At 44.4% G+C, this 19,736-nt stretch carries 16 protein-coding genes and 1 tRNA gene; 9 read left to right on the top strand and 8 right to left on the bottom strand.

Annotated elements, in window-relative coordinates; translation table 11 throughout:
• Positions 1–237: 237 nt before the first annotated feature.
• Positions 238–933 (bottom strand): response regulator, encoded by a 696-nt coding sequence (locus tag FKQ60_RS06145; RefSeq protein ID WP_154170546.1) that lies wholly within the window; start codon positions 931–933, stop codon positions 238–240.
• Entirely contained in the window at positions 923–2,356 is a 1,434-nt protein-coding gene (locus FKQ60_RS06140) for an ATP-binding protein (protein WP_170906191.1), read from the bottom strand. Before FKQ60_RS06140 ends, FKQ60_RS06145 begins: the two co-directional genes overlap by 11 nt.
• Before the next feature lie 112 nt (positions 2,357–2,468).
• On the opposite strand from FKQ60_RS06140, the gene nifJ reads away from it, so the two are divergent.
• Both nifJ and FKQ60_RS06130 read left to right on the top strand, forming a co-directional pair.
• Positions 2,469–5,750, top strand: a complete 3,282-nt coding sequence (nifJ, locus tag FKQ60_RS06135; RefSeq protein WP_170906190.1) for a pyruvate:ferredoxin (flavodoxin) oxidoreductase — start codon at positions 2,469–2,471, stop codon at positions 5,748–5,750.
• 157 nt (positions 5,751–5,907) lie between these two features.
• A tRNA-Ser gene (locus tag FKQ60_RS06130) sits at positions 5,908–5,998 on the top strand.
• 412 nt (positions 5,999–6,410) lie between these two features.
• Here the strand turns inward: FKQ60_RS06130 and FKQ60_RS06125 are convergent.
• On the bottom strand, positions 6,411–7,385 hold the full coding sequence (locus FKQ60_RS06125; RefSeq protein WP_170906189.1) for a transposase: 975 nt from the start codon (positions 7,383–7,385) through the stop codon (positions 6,411–6,413).
• Positions 7,386–7,560: 175 nt separating this feature from the next.
• Between FKQ60_RS06125 and FKQ60_RS06120 the strand changes: the two genes are divergently transcribed.
• The 6 genes from FKQ60_RS06120 to FKQ60_RS06095 all read left to right on the top strand — a co-directional run bounded on the left by FKQ60_RS06120 (position 7,561) and on the right by FKQ60_RS06095 (position 12,932).
• A complete protein-coding gene (locus tag FKQ60_RS06120) occupies positions 7,561–8,517 on the top strand; it encodes an endonuclease/exonuclease/phosphatase family protein (RefSeq protein ID WP_004394846.1) in 957 nt (318 codons plus the stop codon).
• Positions 8,518–8,652: 135 nt separating this feature from the next.
• The gene (locus tag FKQ60_RS06115; RefSeq protein ID WP_004394845.1) at positions 8,653–8,997 is read left to right on the top strand and encodes a YajD family HNH nuclease; all 345 of its coding nucleotides are present in this window, start codon (positions 8,653–8,655) and stop codon (positions 8,995–8,997) included.
• A 36-nt stretch (positions 8,998–9,033) separates the two neighbouring features.
• Positions 9,034–9,630 (top strand): TetR/AcrR family transcriptional regulator, encoded by a 597-nt coding sequence (locus tag FKQ60_RS06110; protein WP_170906188.1) that lies wholly within the window; start codon positions 9,034–9,036, stop codon positions 9,628–9,630.
• Positions 9,631–9,729: 99 nt separating this feature from the next.
• Positions 9,730–10,767: an NADP-dependent oxidoreductase gene (locus tag FKQ60_RS06105; protein ID WP_170906187.1), complete on the top strand. Its 1,038-nt coding sequence runs from the start codon at positions 9,730–9,732 to the stop codon at positions 10,765–10,767.
• A 12-nt stretch (positions 10,768–10,779) separates the two neighbouring features.
• A complete protein-coding gene (locus tag FKQ60_RS06100; RefSeq protein ID WP_170906186.1) occupies positions 10,780–11,394 on the top strand; it encodes a glutathione S-transferase in 615 nt (204 codons plus the stop codon).
• A gap of 137 nt (positions 11,395–11,531) precedes the next feature.
• A complete protein-coding gene (locus tag FKQ60_RS06095; protein WP_272870379.1) occupies positions 11,532–12,932 on the top strand; it encodes an HD-GYP domain-containing protein in 1,401 nt (466 codons plus the stop codon).
• Between the two features lie 61 nt (positions 12,933–12,993).
• Here FKQ60_RS06095 and FKQ60_RS06090 read toward each other — a convergent pair whose 3' ends face one another.
• The 5 genes from FKQ60_RS06090 to FKQ60_RS06070 form a co-directional block, all read right to left on the bottom strand.
• Entirely contained in the window at positions 12,994–14,598 is a 1,605-nt protein-coding gene (locus tag FKQ60_RS06090; RefSeq protein ID WP_004394840.1) for an ABC-F family ATPase, read from the bottom strand.
• Positions 14,599–14,816: 218 nt separating this feature from the next.
• Positions 14,817–16,538: a sulfate permease gene (gene sulP, locus FKQ60_RS06085; RefSeq protein ID WP_154170529.1), complete on the bottom strand. Its 1,722-nt coding sequence runs from the start codon at positions 16,536–16,538 to the stop codon at positions 14,817–14,819.
• Positions 16,539–16,583: 45 nt separating this feature from the next.
• A complete protein-coding gene (locus FKQ60_RS06080) occupies positions 16,584–17,003 on the bottom strand; it encodes a TIGR01244 family sulfur transferase (RefSeq protein ID WP_170906185.1) in 420 nt (139 codons plus the stop codon).
• A gap of 17 nt (positions 17,004–17,020) precedes the next feature.
• Complete coding sequence (locus FKQ60_RS06075) at positions 17,021–17,884, bottom strand: MBL fold metallo-hydrolase (RefSeq protein WP_170906184.1); 864 nt, start codon at positions 17,882–17,884, stop codon at positions 17,021–17,023.
• A gap of 103 nt (positions 17,885–17,987) precedes the next feature.
• Positions 17,988–18,464, bottom strand: coding sequence for a YqhA family protein (locus FKQ60_RS06070; RefSeq protein WP_040904169.1), 477 nt, complete (start codon positions 18,462–18,464; stop codon positions 17,988–17,990).
• A 305-nt stretch (positions 18,465–18,769) separates the two neighbouring features.
• Here FKQ60_RS06070 and phnD point away from each other — a divergent pair, with 305 nt between their 5' ends.
• Positions 18,770–19,717 (top strand): phosphate/phosphite/phosphonate ABC transporter substrate-binding protein, encoded by a 948-nt coding sequence (gene phnD / locus FKQ60_RS06065; protein WP_161426435.1) that lies wholly within the window; start codon positions 18,770–18,772, stop codon positions 19,715–19,717.
• Positions 19,718–19,736 lie beyond the last annotated feature (19 nt).

The following is a 19,736-nucleotide window of genomic DNA, read 5'->3' as shown; positions in this document are numbered from 1 at the left end:
TGGTTATTACTCTGTGTTGTGTTTCGCAAACTATCCCACTATAGATTCACGCCCAACCTGTCTGAATACTTAACCCAAACCCACACCATCGAACCATAATGTGGGCATGTGATTACTATAAGTAATTCGATGTATCCATGTTGTATAGATAAAGCGTAGGCGTATATAATTTTTATAAAGAGAGATAATTAAGCATGATACATACGAGTCAATCTGATGCGAGTCAGTGCTTAACTATCAAACCTCATCCACCAAACGATAACCCACCCCTGTTTCAGTAATAATGTGTTTCGGTTGAGCAGGAATATCTTCGATTTTATGACGCAATTGAGCGACGTGAATACGTACATAATGGTGATGCTCAATATAGTTACTGCCCCATACTTCTTTTAAAATTTGTTTATGAGTCAAAACTTTACCCATGTTTTTGGTCAGTAATTTAAGAATGTTGTATTCGGTTTTCGTTAACTTAACCACTTGTCCATCTTTGGTCACACGCTGTAAAGCTAAATCAATCACGACTCGACCAAATTGATACTGCACTAACTCCTGCTGATCGGGTTGTTCAAATAGACGCAAGGCAACCCGAATTCTTGCCAGCAATTCCTCACTCCCAAATGGCTTAGTCAAGTAATCGTTAGCACCAGCATCAAGGGCGAGTACTTTGTCCGTCTCTCGCTCTCGAGCTGAGATGATAATGATAGGGGTCTGTGTCCAGCTACGCAGCTCTTTGGTCAGCTCAATCCCATCTTTATCCGGTAATCCTAAATCTAATAAAATAAGATGGGGATTCCAATTGGCGATCAACGCAACCCCCTGCTCTGCCGATGAGGCGGTTTTGACCTGATATTGATAACCCGTGATCAGGACATTTAAAAAACGCTGAATAGGTGCTTCATCTTCAATAATTAAGACTTTTATTTCACTGTTCATACAGTTCCTTTAAATCATACAATCGACAAGGAATACTCACATTAAAACAGATGCCTCCGCCCGCAAGGTTATGCGCGCTGATCTCACCTCGGTGAGCTAAAATAATCACCTGACAAATTGCCAAGCCCAACCCAGTACCATCTTTTTGCTGATCATTGAGTCGATAAAATCGTTCAAAAATACGTATTAATTCTGGCTCCGGCACGCCCGGCCCATTATCCGCTACCGTTAAAATAAACCGTCCGTTAGTATAATCGGTCGTGATCGTAATTTGACTGCCTCGCGGAGTATACTTAATGGCATTTTCAAGTAAATTTAAAATAACTTGCTCAATCAGCAAACTGTCCAATTCCACCAACATCGGCGTACTGGTAAACTGAATGTGATGGAATGTCAGTCGCGAGTTCAGACTCGCTAATACGCTGCCAATCAGCTCTTCTGGCTCAACCCAATCAAGCTTAGGGACCAAAGCACCTGTGGTATAACGGGTAATGTCGAGCAATTTAGTTAAACTACGATTCAACCTCCGCCCTTGCTCGGCAATGGACTGTAATAGCTCATCTCGAATCACCGAAGATAAAACAACACCGTTATCTGCTAAGGTCGTTGCCGCGCCAATAATCGTCCCTAAGGGTGTTTTAAGATCATGAGAAACTGACGCTAATAAGGTACTGCGCATCGATTCTAATTGATTGGTGGCCTCCACTTGAGCTAACGCTTGATTGGCCTGAGATCGCGCTAACGACAAACTCAATAAAGACAAAACCCAAGGCTCAACACGTTGTGGCGGCTGATCGGTTTGTATCACTAGTGCTCCCAACTCTCTCTCACGATCTTTTAGCCAATATACCGATGCCGCTGATAACGGCTGATTAGGCTGCCAACTGTCGATATCTGGCAAAGTCCATTTGTCATGCTGGGCGACCAGTCGCCAGTCTGGGGAAGATAAAAACACAGCGCCACGTAATGCTGACTCTTTATTCAAAAACTGTACCGTTGCTTGCGCGATTTGCTCACTAGTGCGCAGCGCTGAAAGATGGCAAGCTAACTGATAATATTTTTTATGCTTATATTGCAAGCGTTTATTTTTCTGTATTTCCTTCCGTTGTGACTGTGTTATATTGATCGCGAATATCCCACTAAAGACCATCACCGCATAAGTAATGATGTGCTGTGCATTCTGAAATCGGAACGAATGATAATCCGGTAACAGAAAGTAATGAAAGATAATGACCCCAGCTAAAGTCATTATATAAGCATAGCTAGGCCGAAGTACCGATGCGCTTAAGATGTTGAGTAATAAGAACAACATCGCCATATCGGTCTCTATCATAACTTGACGGTAAATCACCCCGATGACGGTTATCAAACCGTACAGCAATATCAGTATGATGATTTTATATCCATCGTACTTTTTCAGCATGTTCTGCATCTTAACCATTTTATTTCTCGTGTTTTCGTCACGTTATGTGAGGGAATCATACTTGTTTAGCCTTAAGTCACAACCATTGTGATTAACCAGAGGTTCCAGAGTGATGAATTGGATTACTGATGCTAATACCGCGGTAGCTCAAGTTGCTTACCAATTGAGTGAAGTGATCGCCGTTTACCCGATCACCCCAAGCACAACTATGGCAGAAAAATGTGAGTCATGGGCAGCACAAAAACGGCCTAATCTTTTAGGGGAAGTGCCTCAGCTGATTGAAATGCAATCGGAAACAGGAACCATTGCTGTTGTACATGGCAGCGCAATGAGTGGGGCGTTAGCAACAACCTTTACCTCATCACAAGGTTTATTATTGATGATACCAACCTTATATAAACTGGTTGGTGAACTCACACCATGTGTGATTCATGTTGCGGCGCGTGCTTTAGCCACTCATGCTTTATCAATTTTTTGTGATCATTCAGATGTGATGAGCGTGAGACAGACCGGTGTTGCCATGTTATGTGCAACGGATGGCCAGCAAGCGCAAGATATGGCGTTGATTGCGACGCTTTCTTCTTTGCGTTGTCGGTTACCGTTTATTCATTTTTTTGATGGATTTATCACTTCACATGCTCTGACTAATCTTATTCCTCTCGATGAGCAAACCATTAAGCAATTACTTTCCGGTGATGATCTACTTGCGTTTCGTCAGCGAGCCTTAACCCCTGATAGGCCAAGCCTACGTGGTGCAACCGCAGACAGTGATAGCTATTTCCAATGCCGAGAAGCGCAAAATAGCTATCATCAACAAACGCCATCTATCGTACAAAGCATCATGGATGACTTTGCCGCGCATACTGGACGACAATATCATTTAGTCAGCTATACTGGTCACCCACAAGCGACTCAGGTTATTGTGGCACTTGGTTCAGTCACCGAAACCCTGAAAAGCTATGTTGATCAACAGGTCAATCTCGGCCAGAAAATTGGCGTGATCAGCATACATCTTTATCGCCCCTTCCCCAGTGAAGCGCTATTAGAAGCCCTGCCAAATACCGTGCAACAAATCGCAGTGCTAGACAGAACCAAAGAGCCAGGATCGAGCGGAGAACCGTTATATCTTGATGTATTACATGCATTACAAACCCAGCCTCGCTCGATTACTTTATATCGTGGTCGATACGGGTTAGCCGGAAAGCCCTTTTATCCTGAAGATGCTGAGCAAATTTTTAATATGCTTTCGGCTCCTCAAGCGCAACAAAAAAGAGAATTTGTGATCGGTATTTCCGATGACAAGACACATCTCAACTTACCCATCGCCCAACTCACTCATAATGACGACCATTTACAACAAGTGCTGATGTATGGTTATGGGGGAGATGGCAGCGTTTCCGCTGGGAAAAATGTGCTTAAGGTTTTAGGTCAACATTATCAATCGAACGTCAATGCGCAATTTGAGTACGATTCAAAAAAATCACGGAATATTACCACCACTCACTTACGTTTTTCATCACAGCCGATTCGAACGCCTTATCCAATCCGTCAAGCGCAGCTCATTTCACTGAGCCAAGAAGGGTTATTACGGGATATAGACATTAGTACTCACCTCGCTCATCGTGCCATTTTACTGATCAATACCAATAAAACAGGCAGTGAGCTGTGGTATAAAATTCCGACGTCACTACAAGCCGTAATTCAAGCGAAACAAATTCGCGTGATCACCCTTGATGCCGATCAACTGGTGGCAAAACATCAGCTTAACAATAAAACCAGTGTGGTCATGCAGGTCGCCACTACCCTACTGTTAACCAATCAACAAGATAACCAAGCCCTGCTTACCCAACTGCGCAACCTATGTGAACAACAGTTGCAAGGAAAATCGGCCGAGCTGATTACACGAAGTATTGCGTGTATCGAAGCCACACCAGAGAATATTAATTACAATCCTTTTGCTGCTCATGTCGCCTCTAGCTTTATCGCCCCTACGCCATGTGCTTCTGCAGAGCCCTTATCGTTAGTTGAACAACTGCTCGCTAGACAAGGAAATAGCTTGCCAGTGTCTGCCTTTCCCGCAGATGGCTGCTGGCCAACCAACACATCGCATCTCGAAAAAAGAGACATTTCCGAGCAGCTACCTGTCTGGTCGGAAGATTTATGCACTCAATGCGGTTACTGCGTCGCGATTTGTCCGCACTCAGCCATTCGAGCGAGAATTGTCGAACCAATAGAAGGCGAAGATTTATCACCATTAAAAACCATGCCTTACCGCTCTCGTCATCAACCAGATGCTATCTACACTTTGCAAGTATCACCCAACGATTGTACTGGCTGTCAGCTATGCGCGAACGTTTGTCCGGGTAAAGATAAGAAAAATCCTGAACGTAAATCCTTGATGATGGTCGCCAAACCCGATTGTTACGATCAGGAGGTAGGTCAATTTGAACGCTTTGAAGCCTTACCAACACAAAATATTTATCAACAAGAACGTATTGATGTCAAAACGCTTCAACATGTTGAGCCTTACTTTGAATACCCTAATGCCTGCGCTGGATGTGGCGAAACCGCTTATATTCGAACCCTAACTCAACTGTTTGGGGATAGACTATACATTGCTAACGCAACCGGATGCTCTTCTATCTTTGGTGGTAACTTACCGACAACACCTTATAGTCAAAATGCGGATCGACGAGGGCCGGCATGGGCCAATAGCTTATTTGAAGATAATGCCGAGTTTGGTCTGGGTATGAAACTGGCTGTCAAAGCCCTTCAATCACGAGCAGAGCATGTATTAGCCCAACAAGGAGGTTCGGATAACATTCAAGCGTTGAATATTCCTGAACGTCGCCAGCAAATTCAAGCTTTGCAAAATCAGATTGAAGCACAACCTCAACATGCTGAGCTGCATCTTCTTTTGGATTACTTAGTCGAAAAACAAGTATGGCTAATCGGTGGTGATGGCTGGGCCTACGATATTGGATTCGGTGGACTCGATCATGTACTAAGAAGTGGCGAAAACATCAACATATTAGTGCTTGATACTCAATGCTACGCCAATACTGGGGGACAAAAGTCTAAATCAACCCCGCAAGGCCAAACGGCGAAATTATGCAGCGAGCCTAATCCAAATCCAGCGAAAGATTTGATTGAGCTTTACCGCCACGTCCCCGGTGTTTATGTGGCCAGAATTGCACTCGCGGCTAATATGAATCACACCATTAAGACCTTAAAAGCCGCGGGTGAACACCAAGGTCCATCTTTAGTGATCGCATACTCACCCTGTATTGAACACAATTATGACTTAGCACACAGCGCCGAGTTTACTCGCAACTTAGTTAAAAGTGGCGACTGGCCACTCCATGCCGAAGTCGGAGGAAAAGTTACTGAATAACAGCGATAAAACTCAAACCAGCCAGCATGAATATCACTTTACTGGTTGGTTTGAGCCAGTTAAGGAAATAAAAATGCCTTTTTTGCTCGTATTTTATTCACTTGAAATCAAAGGGACTTTACAAGCACTAAGAAGCCTTATATTATTCGCGCCACACGGAGAGATGGCTGAGTGGTTGAAAGCACCGGTCTTGAAAACCGGCGATGGTTAATAGCTATCCTAGGGTTCAAATCCCTATCTCTCCGCCACATTCAAGCCCTTGAGTAATCAAGGGCTTTTCTCTTTTTAAGACGATCAAATGTCACCTAATACAAGTAGGTGATACATATGTATTTGATTAAATTGAGCAATAACGTGTTTTATACACGTATTTCCATTCCTGTTGCACTACATCTTTATCAAGCATCTTTATCAAGGACACACACCTACATTTTTCTCTTGGCCATAATGCTGCCTGGCCGCTTAAAAGGACATACACTTATAAATACATTCGATAACGCTGTGATCGATTTAAAAACTAACCTTGATGTGCGATTCAGAAACGGCCTTACTTAGATATAAAAGTAAAACATCAAATAGTTGGGTGATTTCAAAAGAAGGGACTACCACCAGCACAATTACTGGCTCGTTTTTACTAGACTTTAGCAGTTGTTAGGTTGCTTATTCCAAGAGATAAAGCTGTACTCTTTGTTTTTTCAGAAGCACTTTCGCTATTACCGCCTGAGGCCGAGTACCGATAGCTGTCGCGCGCGACTTCTCTAGACTAGTGCAGATTTTTAGCCAATCCTTTGAATTAAAACTTAACCGTGACAGGATATTTGGCATTTTATCGCTCATCGACGCTTTGCCGTCTCGATATTGGCGAGCGGTCCAGTCAACCAACTCTAAATAATCCATCAGACGAAAAGGGATCCCCTCTCGCGGCTCATTAGTTGGGTTACCAATAAAGGGATGCAAACAAGGCGCTGTCGCTAAATTTTTATTTAGTGCATCTATTCTGGCTTTTATCGAAGTAAATTCACCGGTTTCTAGGGTATCAGCGATCCCCGCTCGAATCGGGTTTAAATCAACATAAGCCATTGCCGCTACCAATGCTTTTTCATCAAGTAGTGCTTGGCTTTTGAAACGGCTCTCCCAAAAGTGTCCAGTGCAATTGTCTTCTCGGTTAGCTTTACAAGCAATATCGTAATTGAGCTCTTTCATAAACCAGCTCAAGCTCGATAACCTTTCCCGCCAAACTTCAATTAGTTCAATGCAGCGCGTTTGTTCAGCTAGGCTAGTGAGTTGTTTATTTTGCCAACGTTGAATCAAAAACGGTAGCTTGTGCACTTGGCTCCAACGTTCAACGACTTCATGAAATGTGAGTTTTAATGCTCTATTTTGGTTAATATTTACAACCAGATGATAATGATTACTCATAATGGCGTATGCACAAATATCAATGCAATAGACGTTCGTTAACGAATAGATTTTTTGTTCTATCCATTCTCTTCGATGTTCATAACAACGATTGGTCAAGGTATCTTTACCGCATAAAAAGCTACGCCTCACGCAGCGAGAAACGCAGTGATAATAAGATGTTACATCCGTAGAAACCAGTTGTTGTCGAGCGGTGGTCAAAGTAGTGTCCTCCATTAAACGTGAAGGAACCTTAGCAATAAATGATGCATAAATGTGCTACCGAATCACCAAAAAACTAAAAATCATTCTTTTTTCATACTTTTGGTGTGTGTCCTTTTAAAGGAGGTATAGTGTGTGTCCTTTTAAAGGAGGTATAAGATCAATTTAAACGCGACTGACGAGAATACTTATGACGATAACCTTGGCCACGATTAACCTGTTTAACTACTTAGAGCCGCCCAACGCATTTTATCAATTTGATAATATATACACCAATGAACAGTGGCAGAAAAAAAACGCTTGGTTTGCAACTAAAATCCAGCAGTTGAACGCGGATGTGATTGGTTTTCAAGAAGTGTTCAGTTTTGCAGCGCTACGCCAACAAATGAATGCTCTGGGTTACCCGCACGTGGTGTGTGTCGATAGTCCAATGATTGAAGATGACTACATTTATCGCCATCCAGTGGTCGCGCTGGCTTCTCGTTACCCTTTAACCCAAGTAAGCCCATTACAAGCTGTTCTCCCTGAGCAAAACCAAGCGTTCAGTTTTCATCGTATTCCTCTGCACGCGACGATTGAAGTCCCAAAACTTGGGGCTATCGATGTGTATGTCGTGCACTTTAAATCTCAGCGCGCTACGGAAGCCGCCCAAGCTCCGAACAATCTGGTGGAAGAATGGCAACAAGAAACTCTTGGCCGTTGGTTATCTACCGTGCAGCGTGGCTTTGAAGTCAATTTAACCCATCAATATATTATTCATACTCGCCAAAAAACTCAGCGCCCGTTTGTACTAATGGGGGATTTTAATAAGCCTTTGCATCATGAAGAGTTTCAAGGTTTGATGTCTCAAGCTTTGTATCGTAAACCAGAAACGCAAGATCCTCTGAGTGATTATGTGTTTTACGACAGTTGGGATATCTATAGCGAAGCAACCGGGCAAATGCGCCAAGCGACTTATTATGCAGGGGCCACGGGATCGGTGCTCGACTACATTCTACTTTCCGCCGACTTTTCTCCCTTATCAACAGCCCCTAAAGGCAATATCAGCGGCTATACGGTTTTGGATCAGCATTTAGTTAACCCAAGTTTTGCTGATGATAGTTTTAGTACCGATCATGCTTTGGTGGCGGTGACAATCACAGTTTAGCTGTTAGTCACCCTCTATTAGGCAAAACCTAGCCCTGAGCGCTTTCTCTCCGACAAAAACCTCATACAAGCTTTGCTCTGCGGCGGCTTTTAGTCTTTAATATCGTCAAAGAAAATTTAAAGATAGGAATGCAATATGTCGTCGGATTTTTACGGTTCGAGTGCCAATTACGCACGTAAAGAAAGTGGTTACCGAGAAAAAGCGCTCAAACTTTACCCATGGGTATGTGGTAAATGTGCTCGGGAATTTGTGTACTCCAACTTGCGCGAGTTAACCGTGCACCATAAAGATCATGATCACACCAATAATCCGGAAGATGGCAGCAATTGGGAGCTGCTATGCTTATATTGTCACGATCATGAGCATTCAAAGTATCTCGAACATGAACGTTACGGCGTTGAGTCAACCGCTAAGCTTGATGAGCACCAAAGCGCGACTTACAACCCGTTTGCCGATTTAGCTAAAATGATGAAAAAATAACTAGACGACTGGTCTAGTTATTTTTATAGTGTCGTCATGAACATGAAAACCAATGATACTCGTCAACATATTTTAGATGTCGGCTACCAACTGGTGGTGAGTAAAGGCTTTACCAATGTTGGCCTATCTGAATTATTAAAAACCGCTGACGTACCAAAAGGCTCGTTTTATCATTACTTTAAATCGAAAGAGCAATTTGGCGAAGCATTAATCAATGATTACTTTGCTGATTACTCACAGCGAATTCATGACCTATTTGCCGACCAACACGGCACCGCTTACCAGCGATTAATGCGCTATTGGCAATACTGGCATGAGCAAAGTGAAGGTCAGTGCCATGCGCAGCGTTGTTTAGTGGTGAAGTTAAGTGCTGAAGTCGCTGATCTTTCTGATGCGATGCGCATCGCACTATTGAATGGGGCGAATGCCATTATCCATGCGATTGCTCAATGTATTGAGCAAGGGGTCAATGAAGGCTCAATTGACGTTCAGCACAGCCAGCTAACCGCTGAACTGTTGTATAATTTGTGGATTGGCGCGAGCCTACTGAGTAAACTTCGTCAAGATAATCAAGGACTTGATCAAGCACTTATTACCACCGAGCAAATATTACAAGGCAAACCTGTAAGTTAAACCAGTGGCTTGTCTATATAGAATACCGCTATTTCGATAGCGGTTTTTTACCCACGAAAATTAGACGACTGGTCTAATTTGATAACTGGAATTTGATGTATGACTCAAACGATCAACCGCCAAATCGTACTGGCTTCTCGGCCACATGGTGCCCCGACTGACAGTAACTTTCGTTTACAGCACGTGGCCAAACCAACTCCTGCGCAAGGTGAAGTATTACTGCGCACCATTTACCTTTCTCTCGACCCTTATATGCGTGGACGCATGAGCGATGCTAAATCCTATGCTGAACCTGTTGCGATTGATGATGTGATGGTCGGTGGCACTGTATGCCAAGTTGAAACCTCACATCACCCAGACTTTACTGTTGGTGAGTGGGTGCTTGCTTATACTGGTTGGCAAGATTACGCCATCTCCAATGGTGAAGGCATATTGAAACTGGGGCGAGATCCGATAACCCCTTCCTATGCATTAGGCGTGATGGGGATGCCCGGTTTTACCGCTTACATGGGACTACTGGATATTGGTCAGCCTAAAGCAGGGGAAACCTTGGTTGTCGCCGCAGCAACTGGCCCTGTTGGCGCAACCGTCGGCCAGATTGGCAAAATCAAAGGTTGTCGCGTAGTCGGTATTGCAGGCGGAAAAGAAAAATGCCGTTATGCCAAACAAGTACTGGGATTTGATGAGTGTCTTGATCACAAAGCGGATGATTTTGCTCAGCAACTCGCCCAAGCCTGCCCACAAGGCATCGATGTTTACTATGAGAATGTTGGCGGCAAAGTCTTTGATGCGGTATTACCGCTGCTGAATACTTCAGCTCGCGTTCCTGTTTGTGGTTTAGTTTCCCAATATAACGCGACCGCGCTACCTACTGGCCCCGACCGCTTACCACTACTGATGGGTACTCTACTCACTAAGCGCATTCGTATGCAAGGCTTTATCATCTTTGATGATTACGGCGATCGTTATAGCGAATTTGCCCGCGAGATGAGTCAATGGCTTAGCCAAGGAAAAATCCACTACCGCGAGCAAATCATCTCCGGTTTAGACAATGCACCACAAACCTTTATCGGTTTACTGGAAGGTAAAAACTTTGGCAAAGTGGTGATTGAAGTCAATCAACCACTTTCAATCTAAAAGGAAAAAATCATGATCATCCTGCATCATCTTAATCAATCACGCTCAAAGCGGATTATCTGGTTACTGGAAGAATTGGGACTCGACTATCAAATTGTCGCTTATCAACGGGATAAAGCGACGTTTCTCGCACCGCCCGAACTAAAAACCGTACACCCTCTCGGTAAATCACCTGTCCTTGAAGATGATGGACTGATCGTTACCGAATCGGGGGCGATCACCGATTATTTAATTGAAAAATACGGCCGACAATTTGCTCCGCAACGTGGCAGTGTTGATTACGTTCACTATCAACAATGGCTACATTTTGCTGAAAGCTCTGCAATTTTACCGTTATTATTACAGATGTTTGTCGCAAAAGATGGTTGTCAAACCAACTTTTTAAAAGGCTATGCTGATCACGAAGCAGCGCAAGTAATGCACTATTTTGACCAATCTTTAGCAGATAAAACCTATTTGGTCGCCGAGCAACTCACAGGGGCTGATATCATGATGTCATTTATTGCTGAGATTTTGGTCAAAGATGGTGTCATCGAACACTATCCAAATATTGCGCGTTATTTGCGTCAGTTGGCCACACACCCCGCTTATCAAAAAGCCAATCAACTCGAAGCGCAATACGCTTAGTCTTAGGGTAATCATCAACATCGCACGGCATAAATTAATGCGGTGCGATTTATCGATACTCGCTGATTTCTCGCCTATCCGCTCGACAATCGACTAAGCTAAGGATATCCGTAACAAGCTATTGAGAGCCGTCCTTAATGCATGAAAATTCGATATTAGAAAACCACATACCGCAACCTTATTCTAAGCCCCTCATGCCGCTCTCTGAACTGATGTTAGCCTTAACTGCCGCACTCGATATGACGGAAGGGCAACCGCCAGAGCATTGTATTCGTTGCTGCTGGATTGGCATGCACATTGGCCAAGCGATTGGCCTAGATGAGACACAACGCCACGATCTGTTTTTTACCTTATTACTCAAAGATGCGGGCTGTAGTAGTAACGCGGCGCGAATTTGTGAGTTATACATGACCGATGATCGTACATTTAAACGTAATTACAAAACCATCGGCACCAGCTTATCCAGCGCGATAAACTTTGTCATCAAACATGCAGGTGCTGGGCAAAGTTGGATAGAAAGGATCAGCACAACGCTGGATATATTGAAAAATGGCGGTGATTACGCACAAGAATTAATTCAAACTCGCTGCACGCGAGGCGCTGACATTGCTCGTGAGCTGCGCTTCTCTGAACCGGTTGCGCTAGGTATCCACAGTTTAGATGAACATTGGGATGGCAAGGGCAGACCCGAACAATTGCAGCAAGAACAAATTCCACTTTACTCTCGTATCGCCCTACTCTCTCAAGTGGTGGACGTATTTCAATACCAACACAATCTCTCAACCGCTTTACAAGAAGTGCAATCACGCAGTGGTCAATGGTTTGACCCAGCGTTAGTGGATACTCTGGTCTCTATTGCTAAAACTGAATCGTTTGTTGATGGGCTCAAAGCGCAAGATATACGCCAACGTATAATGGCAATGGCTCCGGCTCAAGCGAATATTTATCTCGATGATGATTATTTCGATGATATTGTTAGTGCCTTTGGCAAAATTGTCGACGCGAAAAGTCCCTATACCGCCGATCACAGCCAACGCGTAGCGATATATGCTGATTTGATCGCCGAACAGCTAGGTATTGACCCGCTCCAACGTCGTTGGCTAAAACGCGCGGCTTTGCTGCATGACTTGGGTAAACTTGGGGTCAGTAATACCATTTTGGATAAACCCGATAAGCTCAACGATCAAGAATGGGAAGCCGTTAAAGCTCACGCCTCACTTACTGAACAAATCTTAATCAACATCTCAGCTTTCCGCTCTTTGGCAACCATTTCAGCCGCTCATCACGAGAAACTCGATGGGACCGGTTATCCGCGACAATTAGCAGGCGAAGAGATTTCACTAATGACTCGGATCATCACTACCGCTGACATCTTCGATGCGATTACCGCTGAAAGGCCATATCGCGGTGCGATTCCTATCCCTCAGGCACTAGCAATAATGCAAGACAACCTACACACCGCGATTGATGTGGATTGCTTTAATGCATTAACCATCGCGATTAAAAAACTGCCTGAGTGGCAATCAATCGATCTTTAATAAGACTATAAAGATGAACCGCCACGATTATCTAACCATCGTGGCGATCGGTATAACAAACCTAAGCGGCGCTGAGTAGTTTTTCTTGATGGGCAAGATACTCGTTATAAGTGCCTTGAAAGACTTGCAGGCGCTGATCTTTAATTTCAATAATCGACGTCGCCAAAGAAGATACGAACTCTCGGTCATGACTAACAAAAATCAAGGTACCTTTATAACCTTTTAGCGCCGTGTTTAGCGCTTCAATCGCTTCCATATCCATGTGGTTGGTTGGTTCATCCATGACTAAAACGTTGACGTCTAACATCATCAATTTACCAAACATTAAGCGGTTTTTTTCTCCACCGGAGCAGCTTTTGGCTTTTTTGTTGGCATCATCAGCACTAAACAGCAAACGCCCCAAAATACCACGCACAATTAGATCATCATGCTTTGCGGTGCGCCATTGTGAAATCCACTCAAAGACGGTTAAATCGTTATCAAAATCGGCGGTGTTATCTTGAGGACAATAACCGATGGAGGCATTTTCTGACCATTTGACTACGCCTTGCGTTTGAGCCAATTCACCGACTAAACAGCGCAATAAGGTACTTTTACCGACACCATTTTCACCAATTACCGCCAATCGAGTTCCCGCTTCTAGCAACAAGTTACCTTTTTCAAATAATGGCCCTTCATCGAAGGCATGGGCTAACTCTTGTAGCTCAAGGGCTTGGCGATGTAGTTTTTTTCCTTCACCAAAGGTAATATGTGGACTTACTCGGCTACTTGATTTCACTTCATCAAGCTTAATTTTATCCATTTTCTTGGCACGTGAACTGGCTTGCTTAGCTTTTGAAGCATTGGCACCAAAACGGTTGACGAAATCTTGTAACTCGTTCAGCTCAGCGGTTTTTTTGGCATTCCCCGCTAGCAGTTGCTCACGAATCAAGCTTGATGCTTCTAAGAAATAATCATAATTACCCGGATAAATCCGTAGCTCACCATAATCAATATCAGCCATATGGGTACAGACGGCATTTAAGAAGTGGCGATCGTGAGAGATGATGATCATGGTACATTTGCGCTGCTTCAACTCTTCTGCTAACCAGTTAATGGTATGAATGTCCAAGTTGTTGGTCGGCTCATCAAGCAATAAAATATCGGGGTTAGCAAACAGAGCTTGCGCTAATAAGACACGCAGTTTCCAACCAGGAGCGACTTGCTGCATCAAACCAAAATGCAGCGATTCTTCAATGCCTGCTTGCAGTAGAATATCTCCCGCGCGACTTTCCGCAGTATAACCATCCATCTCGGCAAATTCGCTTTCTAGCTCAGCGACGGCCATGCCATCGGCTTCACTCATTTCAGGTAATGCGTAAATTCGTTCACGTTCTTGTTTAATTTCCCACAGCTTACGATCGCCCATGATCACGGTATCAATCACGCTAAATTGCTCAAAGGCGAATTGATCTTGACTCAACACGCCGAGCTTCAAACCTGGCGTCATCGACACGTTACCAGAGCTTGGTGTCAGCGCACCACTGAGGATCTTCATGAATGTCGACTTACCACATCCATTCGCACCGATTAACCCATAGCGGTTACCGTTGCCGAATTTAGCAGAAATGTTTTCAAATAAGGGTTCTGCACCAAATTGCATGGTGATGTTGGCAGTAGAGATCAAAGAAGTCTTCCTAGGTATGAATATGAACGAGCCGTTGGGTGACAACCGATAACGGTCACACACCAATTAATAGGTATTGATACCGTAATGATGCCCCGACATCGGACTGGCCATCGGTGAACATCATCAGGGTATAGATAGGCGGCGAATTATACAGGTTTATCACACAAATGATAGATATGAGAGATTAATCACAGAAGTCTTCCCATGGTGTAGCGTTAGATTCGCCAGTCCTCATCGGGATGCTCGGCTTGAGTTAAGTAGCTAAAAGCTTGAAATTGGCTGATAAAAATTTGCCCTGTGAAATGCTCTAAAAACGTTGAGCGTTGTATTTCATCCATCACGGGGCCTTTGACCTCAGACAAATGCATAGTAATACCCGATTGAGCAACACGCTCTGCGATTAAATGTAAGCTCTCCAAGGCACTGCTATCGATACGATTGACCCCAGAAAGCATCAACACTAAATGCTGGGTTTCAGGGTAGCTAGCTAAATACTCTGGGATTTTATCTTCTAAATAACGGGCATTGGCAAAATATAAGCTTTCATCGATGCGTAAAGTTAATACCGTTTTACTTTGCTTAACTTGAAAACGCTGCACATTACGAAAATGTTCACTACCTTCGATTAATCCCACCACCGCGATGTGCGGCTGACTGGTTCGCCATAAAAAAATCACTAATGAGAGCAGCACGCCAATGATGATCCCCCACTCAATATTGATAAAGAGCACTCCAACAATGGTACTTAACATCACCACGCCATCGCTTTTTGCGGCGCGCCAGGTGGTAAAAATGGCTTTGATATCAATCAAAGCCGATACTGCAACAATAATAATCGCCGCTAAAACCGCGTGAGGAAGATAGCTAAACAATGGAGTAAAATACAGTACCGTGATGCCAATCCCTATCGCGGTCAACATGCCCGCCAATGGCGTTTCCGCTCCCGCATCATAGTTAACCACTGAGCGAGAAAGTCCCCCCGTAACCGGAAACCCGCCCTGTATCGCAGAGGCAATATTCGCCCCACCCAAAGCAATCAACTCTTGGTTTGGTTCAATCCGTTGACGTCTTTTCGCCGCTAACGTTTGGCCAACCGACGCTGACTCAACAAACCCGACCACGCTGATCAGCAGCGCTGCAGGCAACAGTTGAACCATTAAGTTGGTTTCAAACACGGGCATAACCAAACTTGGTAACCCCGTCGGGATAGCGCCAACTACACTCACCCCTTGAGTGTGCTGTGGAAAGTAATCAATGATCAAGATGCTTGCGACCATGACCATCACCGGCAGTAATTTGGTGATATGGCCCGCCCACGATGCAGAGCAGCCAAGGTTTTGTAATAAAGAGGAGAAATAACGTCGGCCAAGCACCAATAGTACTAAACTCCCCAGCCCCAGCCATAAGGTCGGATAGTGCACAGCAGCCAACACTTCATTGAGCGAGCCATCGGCTACTGATAAGCCCAGTAACTTAGGTAATTGTCCCAAAATAATCACAACGCCAGAGGCGGTCATAAAACCAGATAGTACTGAATGACTTAAAAACGTCGTTAAAAAGCCTAAGCGAAACACCGCCATGATTAACAGCATCAGCCCAGATAAAAACGCCAGCGTCGCCGCAGCCGTTACATAAGCGTGTGTCCCAACATCATGTAAAGGCGCAATCGCTTCTGCGGTCATTAACGAAATCACCGCAACGGGGCCAACAGCCAACGTTTTGCTGGTCCCCAACAGGGTGTAAGCCACCAGCGGTAAAATACTGGCATATAGGCCATAAACTGGAGGTAAACCAGCCACAATCGCATAAGCTAAACTTTGTGGCACCAGCATCAAGGTGACAATGATCGCCGCCACTCCGTCTTTGCTGGCAGCCTGACGAGTGTATTCCGGCAACCAAGTCACGATGGGCAGATATTGACGCCAAGCTAGCTTCATTGGCTGATCCCTATTTACTTTAATTTCAACTCACCGCGCTTGTGCTTAACGCTGAGCAAATCGCTCGCCGAGACCATCAAGCTTAAAGCCTTGCTTGGTAGCAACCTGCAAACGCTCACTGAACATCGCGCTATCTTGACTTGCCAATGACCACAACATACTAGAACGGGTTCCCGTGCGACAAAAAGCTAAGATAGGTTGAGGGAGCGTCTGTAACAATTCACCAAATTGATGGATCTGAGCTTCGCTAATTTGGCCCCCCACCACAGGTAAATGAACATAAGCTAAACCAAGCTGATCGGCATGTTGTTCAATCACTTGATTCAATGGCTGGCCACTTTCCTCGCCATCGGGCCGATTATTGATCACCGATTTAAAACCTAAACCAGCGATCTGTTCGATATCACTTGGCTCAATTTGCGGTGCAACGGTCAGTTGTGGGGTTAATGTAATCAATGTCAACATCAGACTATCCTTGTTAGTTAAACTTTATTAAGCGGAATTTTTAGATACTGAACACCATTGTCTTCAGCCGGAGGTAATACGCCAGCACGCATATTGACCTGAACCGAGGGCAAGATCAAAGTCGGCATCGATAACGTCGCATCCCGAGCTTGACGCATGGCGACAAACGCAGATTCTTCCACGCCATGACCAACATGAATATTATGCACACGCTCTTCACCAATCGTGGTTTGGAAAAGAAATTCTTCTCGCCCCGGCGCTTTGTAGTCATGGCACATAAATACGCGCGTTTCATCGGGTAAGGTGAACAGTTTTTGAATGGAGTGATAGAGCGTTTTAGCATCCCCGCCCGGAAAATCACAACGTGCGGTACCGTAATCAGGCATAAACAGCGTATCACCAACAAAAGCACTGTCACCAATCAGGTAAGTCATACACGCTGGTGTGTGTCCCGGAGTATGAATCGCTTTGGCCTGAAGGTTACCTACCGTGAATGACTCCTGATCGGTAAATAAATGATCAAACTGGCTGCCATCTGCGGCAAAATCCTGTTCTGCGTTAAACAACTTTCCAAAGGTATCTTGAACCACGGTAATCTGTTGACCTATCGCCAGTTTACCGCCCAGTCGTTGCTTGAGGTAAGGCGCGGCACTTAAGTGATCGGCATGGACATGGGTTTCTAAAATCCACTCCACTGATAAGCCTTGTTGTTCAACAAAGGCGACCACTTTATCGGCGGACTCATAAGATGTTCTGCCTGATGCTGGTTGGTAATCCAGCACAGAGTCGATGATTGCACATTTCGATGAACTCGGGTCGACCACCACGTAACTGTAAGTAAACGTGTTAGCATCAAAAAATTCATGAACATTAGGTTTCATTACAATCCCCCCACCACAATGATTAGCAAATGCTTATTTAGATTATACTAATTCATCATCGCGCGTTTTGCCAGTGATACGAGTAAAATTTGTCCATTTACTGTTACTTCATCGATTTCCACGCCCAAATCGCCGCAGCAATCACCATACTCATCCCTGCGCCTAAATACAGCGTTTCAATACTGGCACCCACTTCCACCAAATGCTCAAGGAAAAGAATGATCATGATCACCACCGCCACTTGCAATAAAGTGATTTTTAAATCATGAAAATTTCTAATCGCGAGGGCAGAAAGAAAGGGACTCGCCTCCAAAGCTGATGGGCGAATAAAAAGACGATATAAACTGGCGGCAATGATTTGAAAGGTAATCGCAATCAGTGAGATATCTAAGACTTTTAGCAACCTCACCGCCAACATTTTGCCTTGAGTAACGCCAGATGGAATTCCGCCCCACAAATTACTGACAATACCGAACATAATCGACAGCACAACGAGATATAAGATCACCGCAGCAACAAAACTGGTCACGATAACCGCTAACACTAAAAATCGACTACTACCAAATAAACGATCCATCATAATGATTACTCTTTTTAACCCAGAGATAAGCAGCTCAGGTACATAAAACCGCTGTTTTTAAACTTACGTTGATAAGCAACTTATAATCTATCATAGCTGATCACTCGATGGGGAAAGCCAATGACGACCTTTGTGAGCATCGCAGCATCCCCCATCAAAAGTAAGTACAACGCCAGTCTTTTACCCATTACGCATCACTAAAAATAATCATTGTCATCAAGCCTTAACGGTTTATTCACATAAAAGTCACCTTTCCCTTCTACCGTGTACCAACTTGTTTAAGGACGACAACCTGAGGTTTTATCATGAAATTGTTAGCTCAATGCGTCGCACTGGCGTTAATCGCAACGCCACTTGCTCACGCACAATTCTCGCTCGATTCACGCTATAAAGATAATGATGGTGATCTGGTCGCCGATATCCCCAGTAATGCGTCAGCTTGGGTGAACCCATCAACATTGATTTTTGCTTATACGCCCGTCGAAGATCCCGCGGTTTACGCGGATGTCTGGAAACCATTTTTAGACCATATGGCTAAAGTGACTGGCAAACGAGTTCAATTTTTTCCAGTTAACTCTAACGCCGCACAAATTGAAGCCATGCGTTCAGGACGTTTACACATCGCTGGATTTAACACAGGTTCAAACCCATTAGCCGTCGCGTGCGCGGGTTTTCGTCCTTTTGCGATGATGGCCAGAGAAGACGGCAGCTACGGTTATGAAATGGAAATCATTACCTACCCAACGTCTGGAATTGAAAAGATTGAAGATCTGCGTGGTCGCACCTTGGCATTTACTGCAGAAACCTCTAACTCGGGATTTAAAGCGCCACAAGCGCTACTTGAAGCGAGTTATCAATTAACCGCAGGCAAAGATTATACCCCCGCCTTCTCGGGTGCTCACGATAACTCCATTTTAGGCGTGGTTAACCGCGACTATGATGCTGCTGCCATTGCCAATTCTGTTGCCAAGCGCATGGTCGCAAGAAACGTGATTAACCCAGACAGCTATAACACGATCTTTAAATCGGAAAGTTTCCCAACCACAGGTTATGGCGTGGTTTACAACCTACACCCAGATTTACAACAAAAAATCCGCCAAGCCTTTTTCAGTTTTGATTGGAAAGGTACAGCGATGGAAAAAGAATTCTCTCAGTCGGGTGAAGCACAGTTTATTCCTATTACCTTCAAAGAACACTGGTCTGTGGTGCGTGAAATCGATCAAGCCATGGGGGTTCAATACACCTGTCGTTAACCCTTAAACGCCAGATGAT

Origin of the sequence: Vibrio sp. A11, from assembly GCF_013048705.1 — a bacterium.
GTDB lineage: Bacteria > Pseudomonadota > Gammaproteobacteria > Enterobacterales > Vibrionaceae > Vibrio > Vibrio metschnikovii.
The sequence above is the reverse complement of the archived record's forward strand: the minus strand, read 5'-3'. Positions and strand labels throughout refer to the sequence as shown.

Excerpts from the sequence above, each read along its gene's own strand:
- FKQ60_RS06140 (WP_170906191.1), bottom strand. The coding sequence starts at position 2,356 with ATGCTGAAAAAGTACGATGGATATAAAATCATCATACTGATATTGCTG.
- FKQ60_RS06080 (WP_170906185.1), bottom strand. The coding sequence starts at position 17,003 with ATGTTGACATTGATTACATTAACCCCACAACTGACCGTTGCACCGCAA.
- FKQ60_RS06115 (WP_004394845.1), top strand. The coding sequence starts at position 8,653 with ATGTCGTCGGATTTTTACGGTTCGAGTGCCAATTACGCACGTAAAGAA.
- phnD (WP_161426435.1), top strand. The coding sequence starts at position 18,770 with ATGAAATTGTTAGCTCAATGCGTCGCACTGGCGTTAATCGCAACGCCA.
- FKQ60_RS06110 (WP_170906188.1), top strand. The coding sequence starts at position 9,034 with ATGAACATGAAAACCAATGATACTCGTCAACATATTTTAGATGTCGGC.
- FKQ60_RS06125 (WP_170906189.1), bottom strand. The coding sequence starts at position 7,385 with ATGGAGGACACTACTTTGACCACCGCTCGACAACAACTGGTTTCTACG.
- FKQ60_RS06095 (WP_272870379.1), top strand. The coding sequence starts at position 11,532 with ATGCATGAAAATTCGATATTAGAAAACCACATACCGCAACCTTATTCT.
- sulP (WP_154170529.1), bottom strand. The coding sequence starts at position 16,538 with ATGAAGCTAGCTTGGCGTCAATATCTGCCCATCGTGACTTGGTTGCCG.
- FKQ60_RS06145 (WP_154170546.1), bottom strand. The coding sequence starts at position 933 with ATGAACAGTGAAATAAAAGTCTTAATTATTGAAGATGAAGCACCTATT.
- FKQ60_RS06105 (WP_170906187.1), top strand. The coding sequence starts at position 9,730 with ATGACTCAAACGATCAACCGCCAAATCGTACTGGCTTCTCGGCCACAT.
- FKQ60_RS06075 (WP_170906184.1), bottom strand. The coding sequence starts at position 17,884 with ATGAAACCTAATGTTCATGAATTTTTTGATGCTAACACGTTTACTTAC.
- FKQ60_RS06070 (WP_040904169.1), bottom strand. The coding sequence starts at position 18,464 with ATGATGGATCGTTTATTTGGTAGTAGTCGATTTTTAGTGTTAGCGGTT.
- FKQ60_RS06100 (WP_170906186.1), top strand. The coding sequence starts at position 10,780 with ATGATCATCCTGCATCATCTTAATCAATCACGCTCAAAGCGGATTATC.
- nifJ (WP_170906190.1), top strand. The coding sequence starts at position 2,469 with ATGAATTGGATTACTGATGCTAATACCGCGGTAGCTCAAGTTGCTTAC.
- FKQ60_RS06120 (WP_004394846.1), top strand. The coding sequence starts at position 7,561 with ATGACGATAACCTTGGCCACGATTAACCTGTTTAACTACTTAGAGCCG.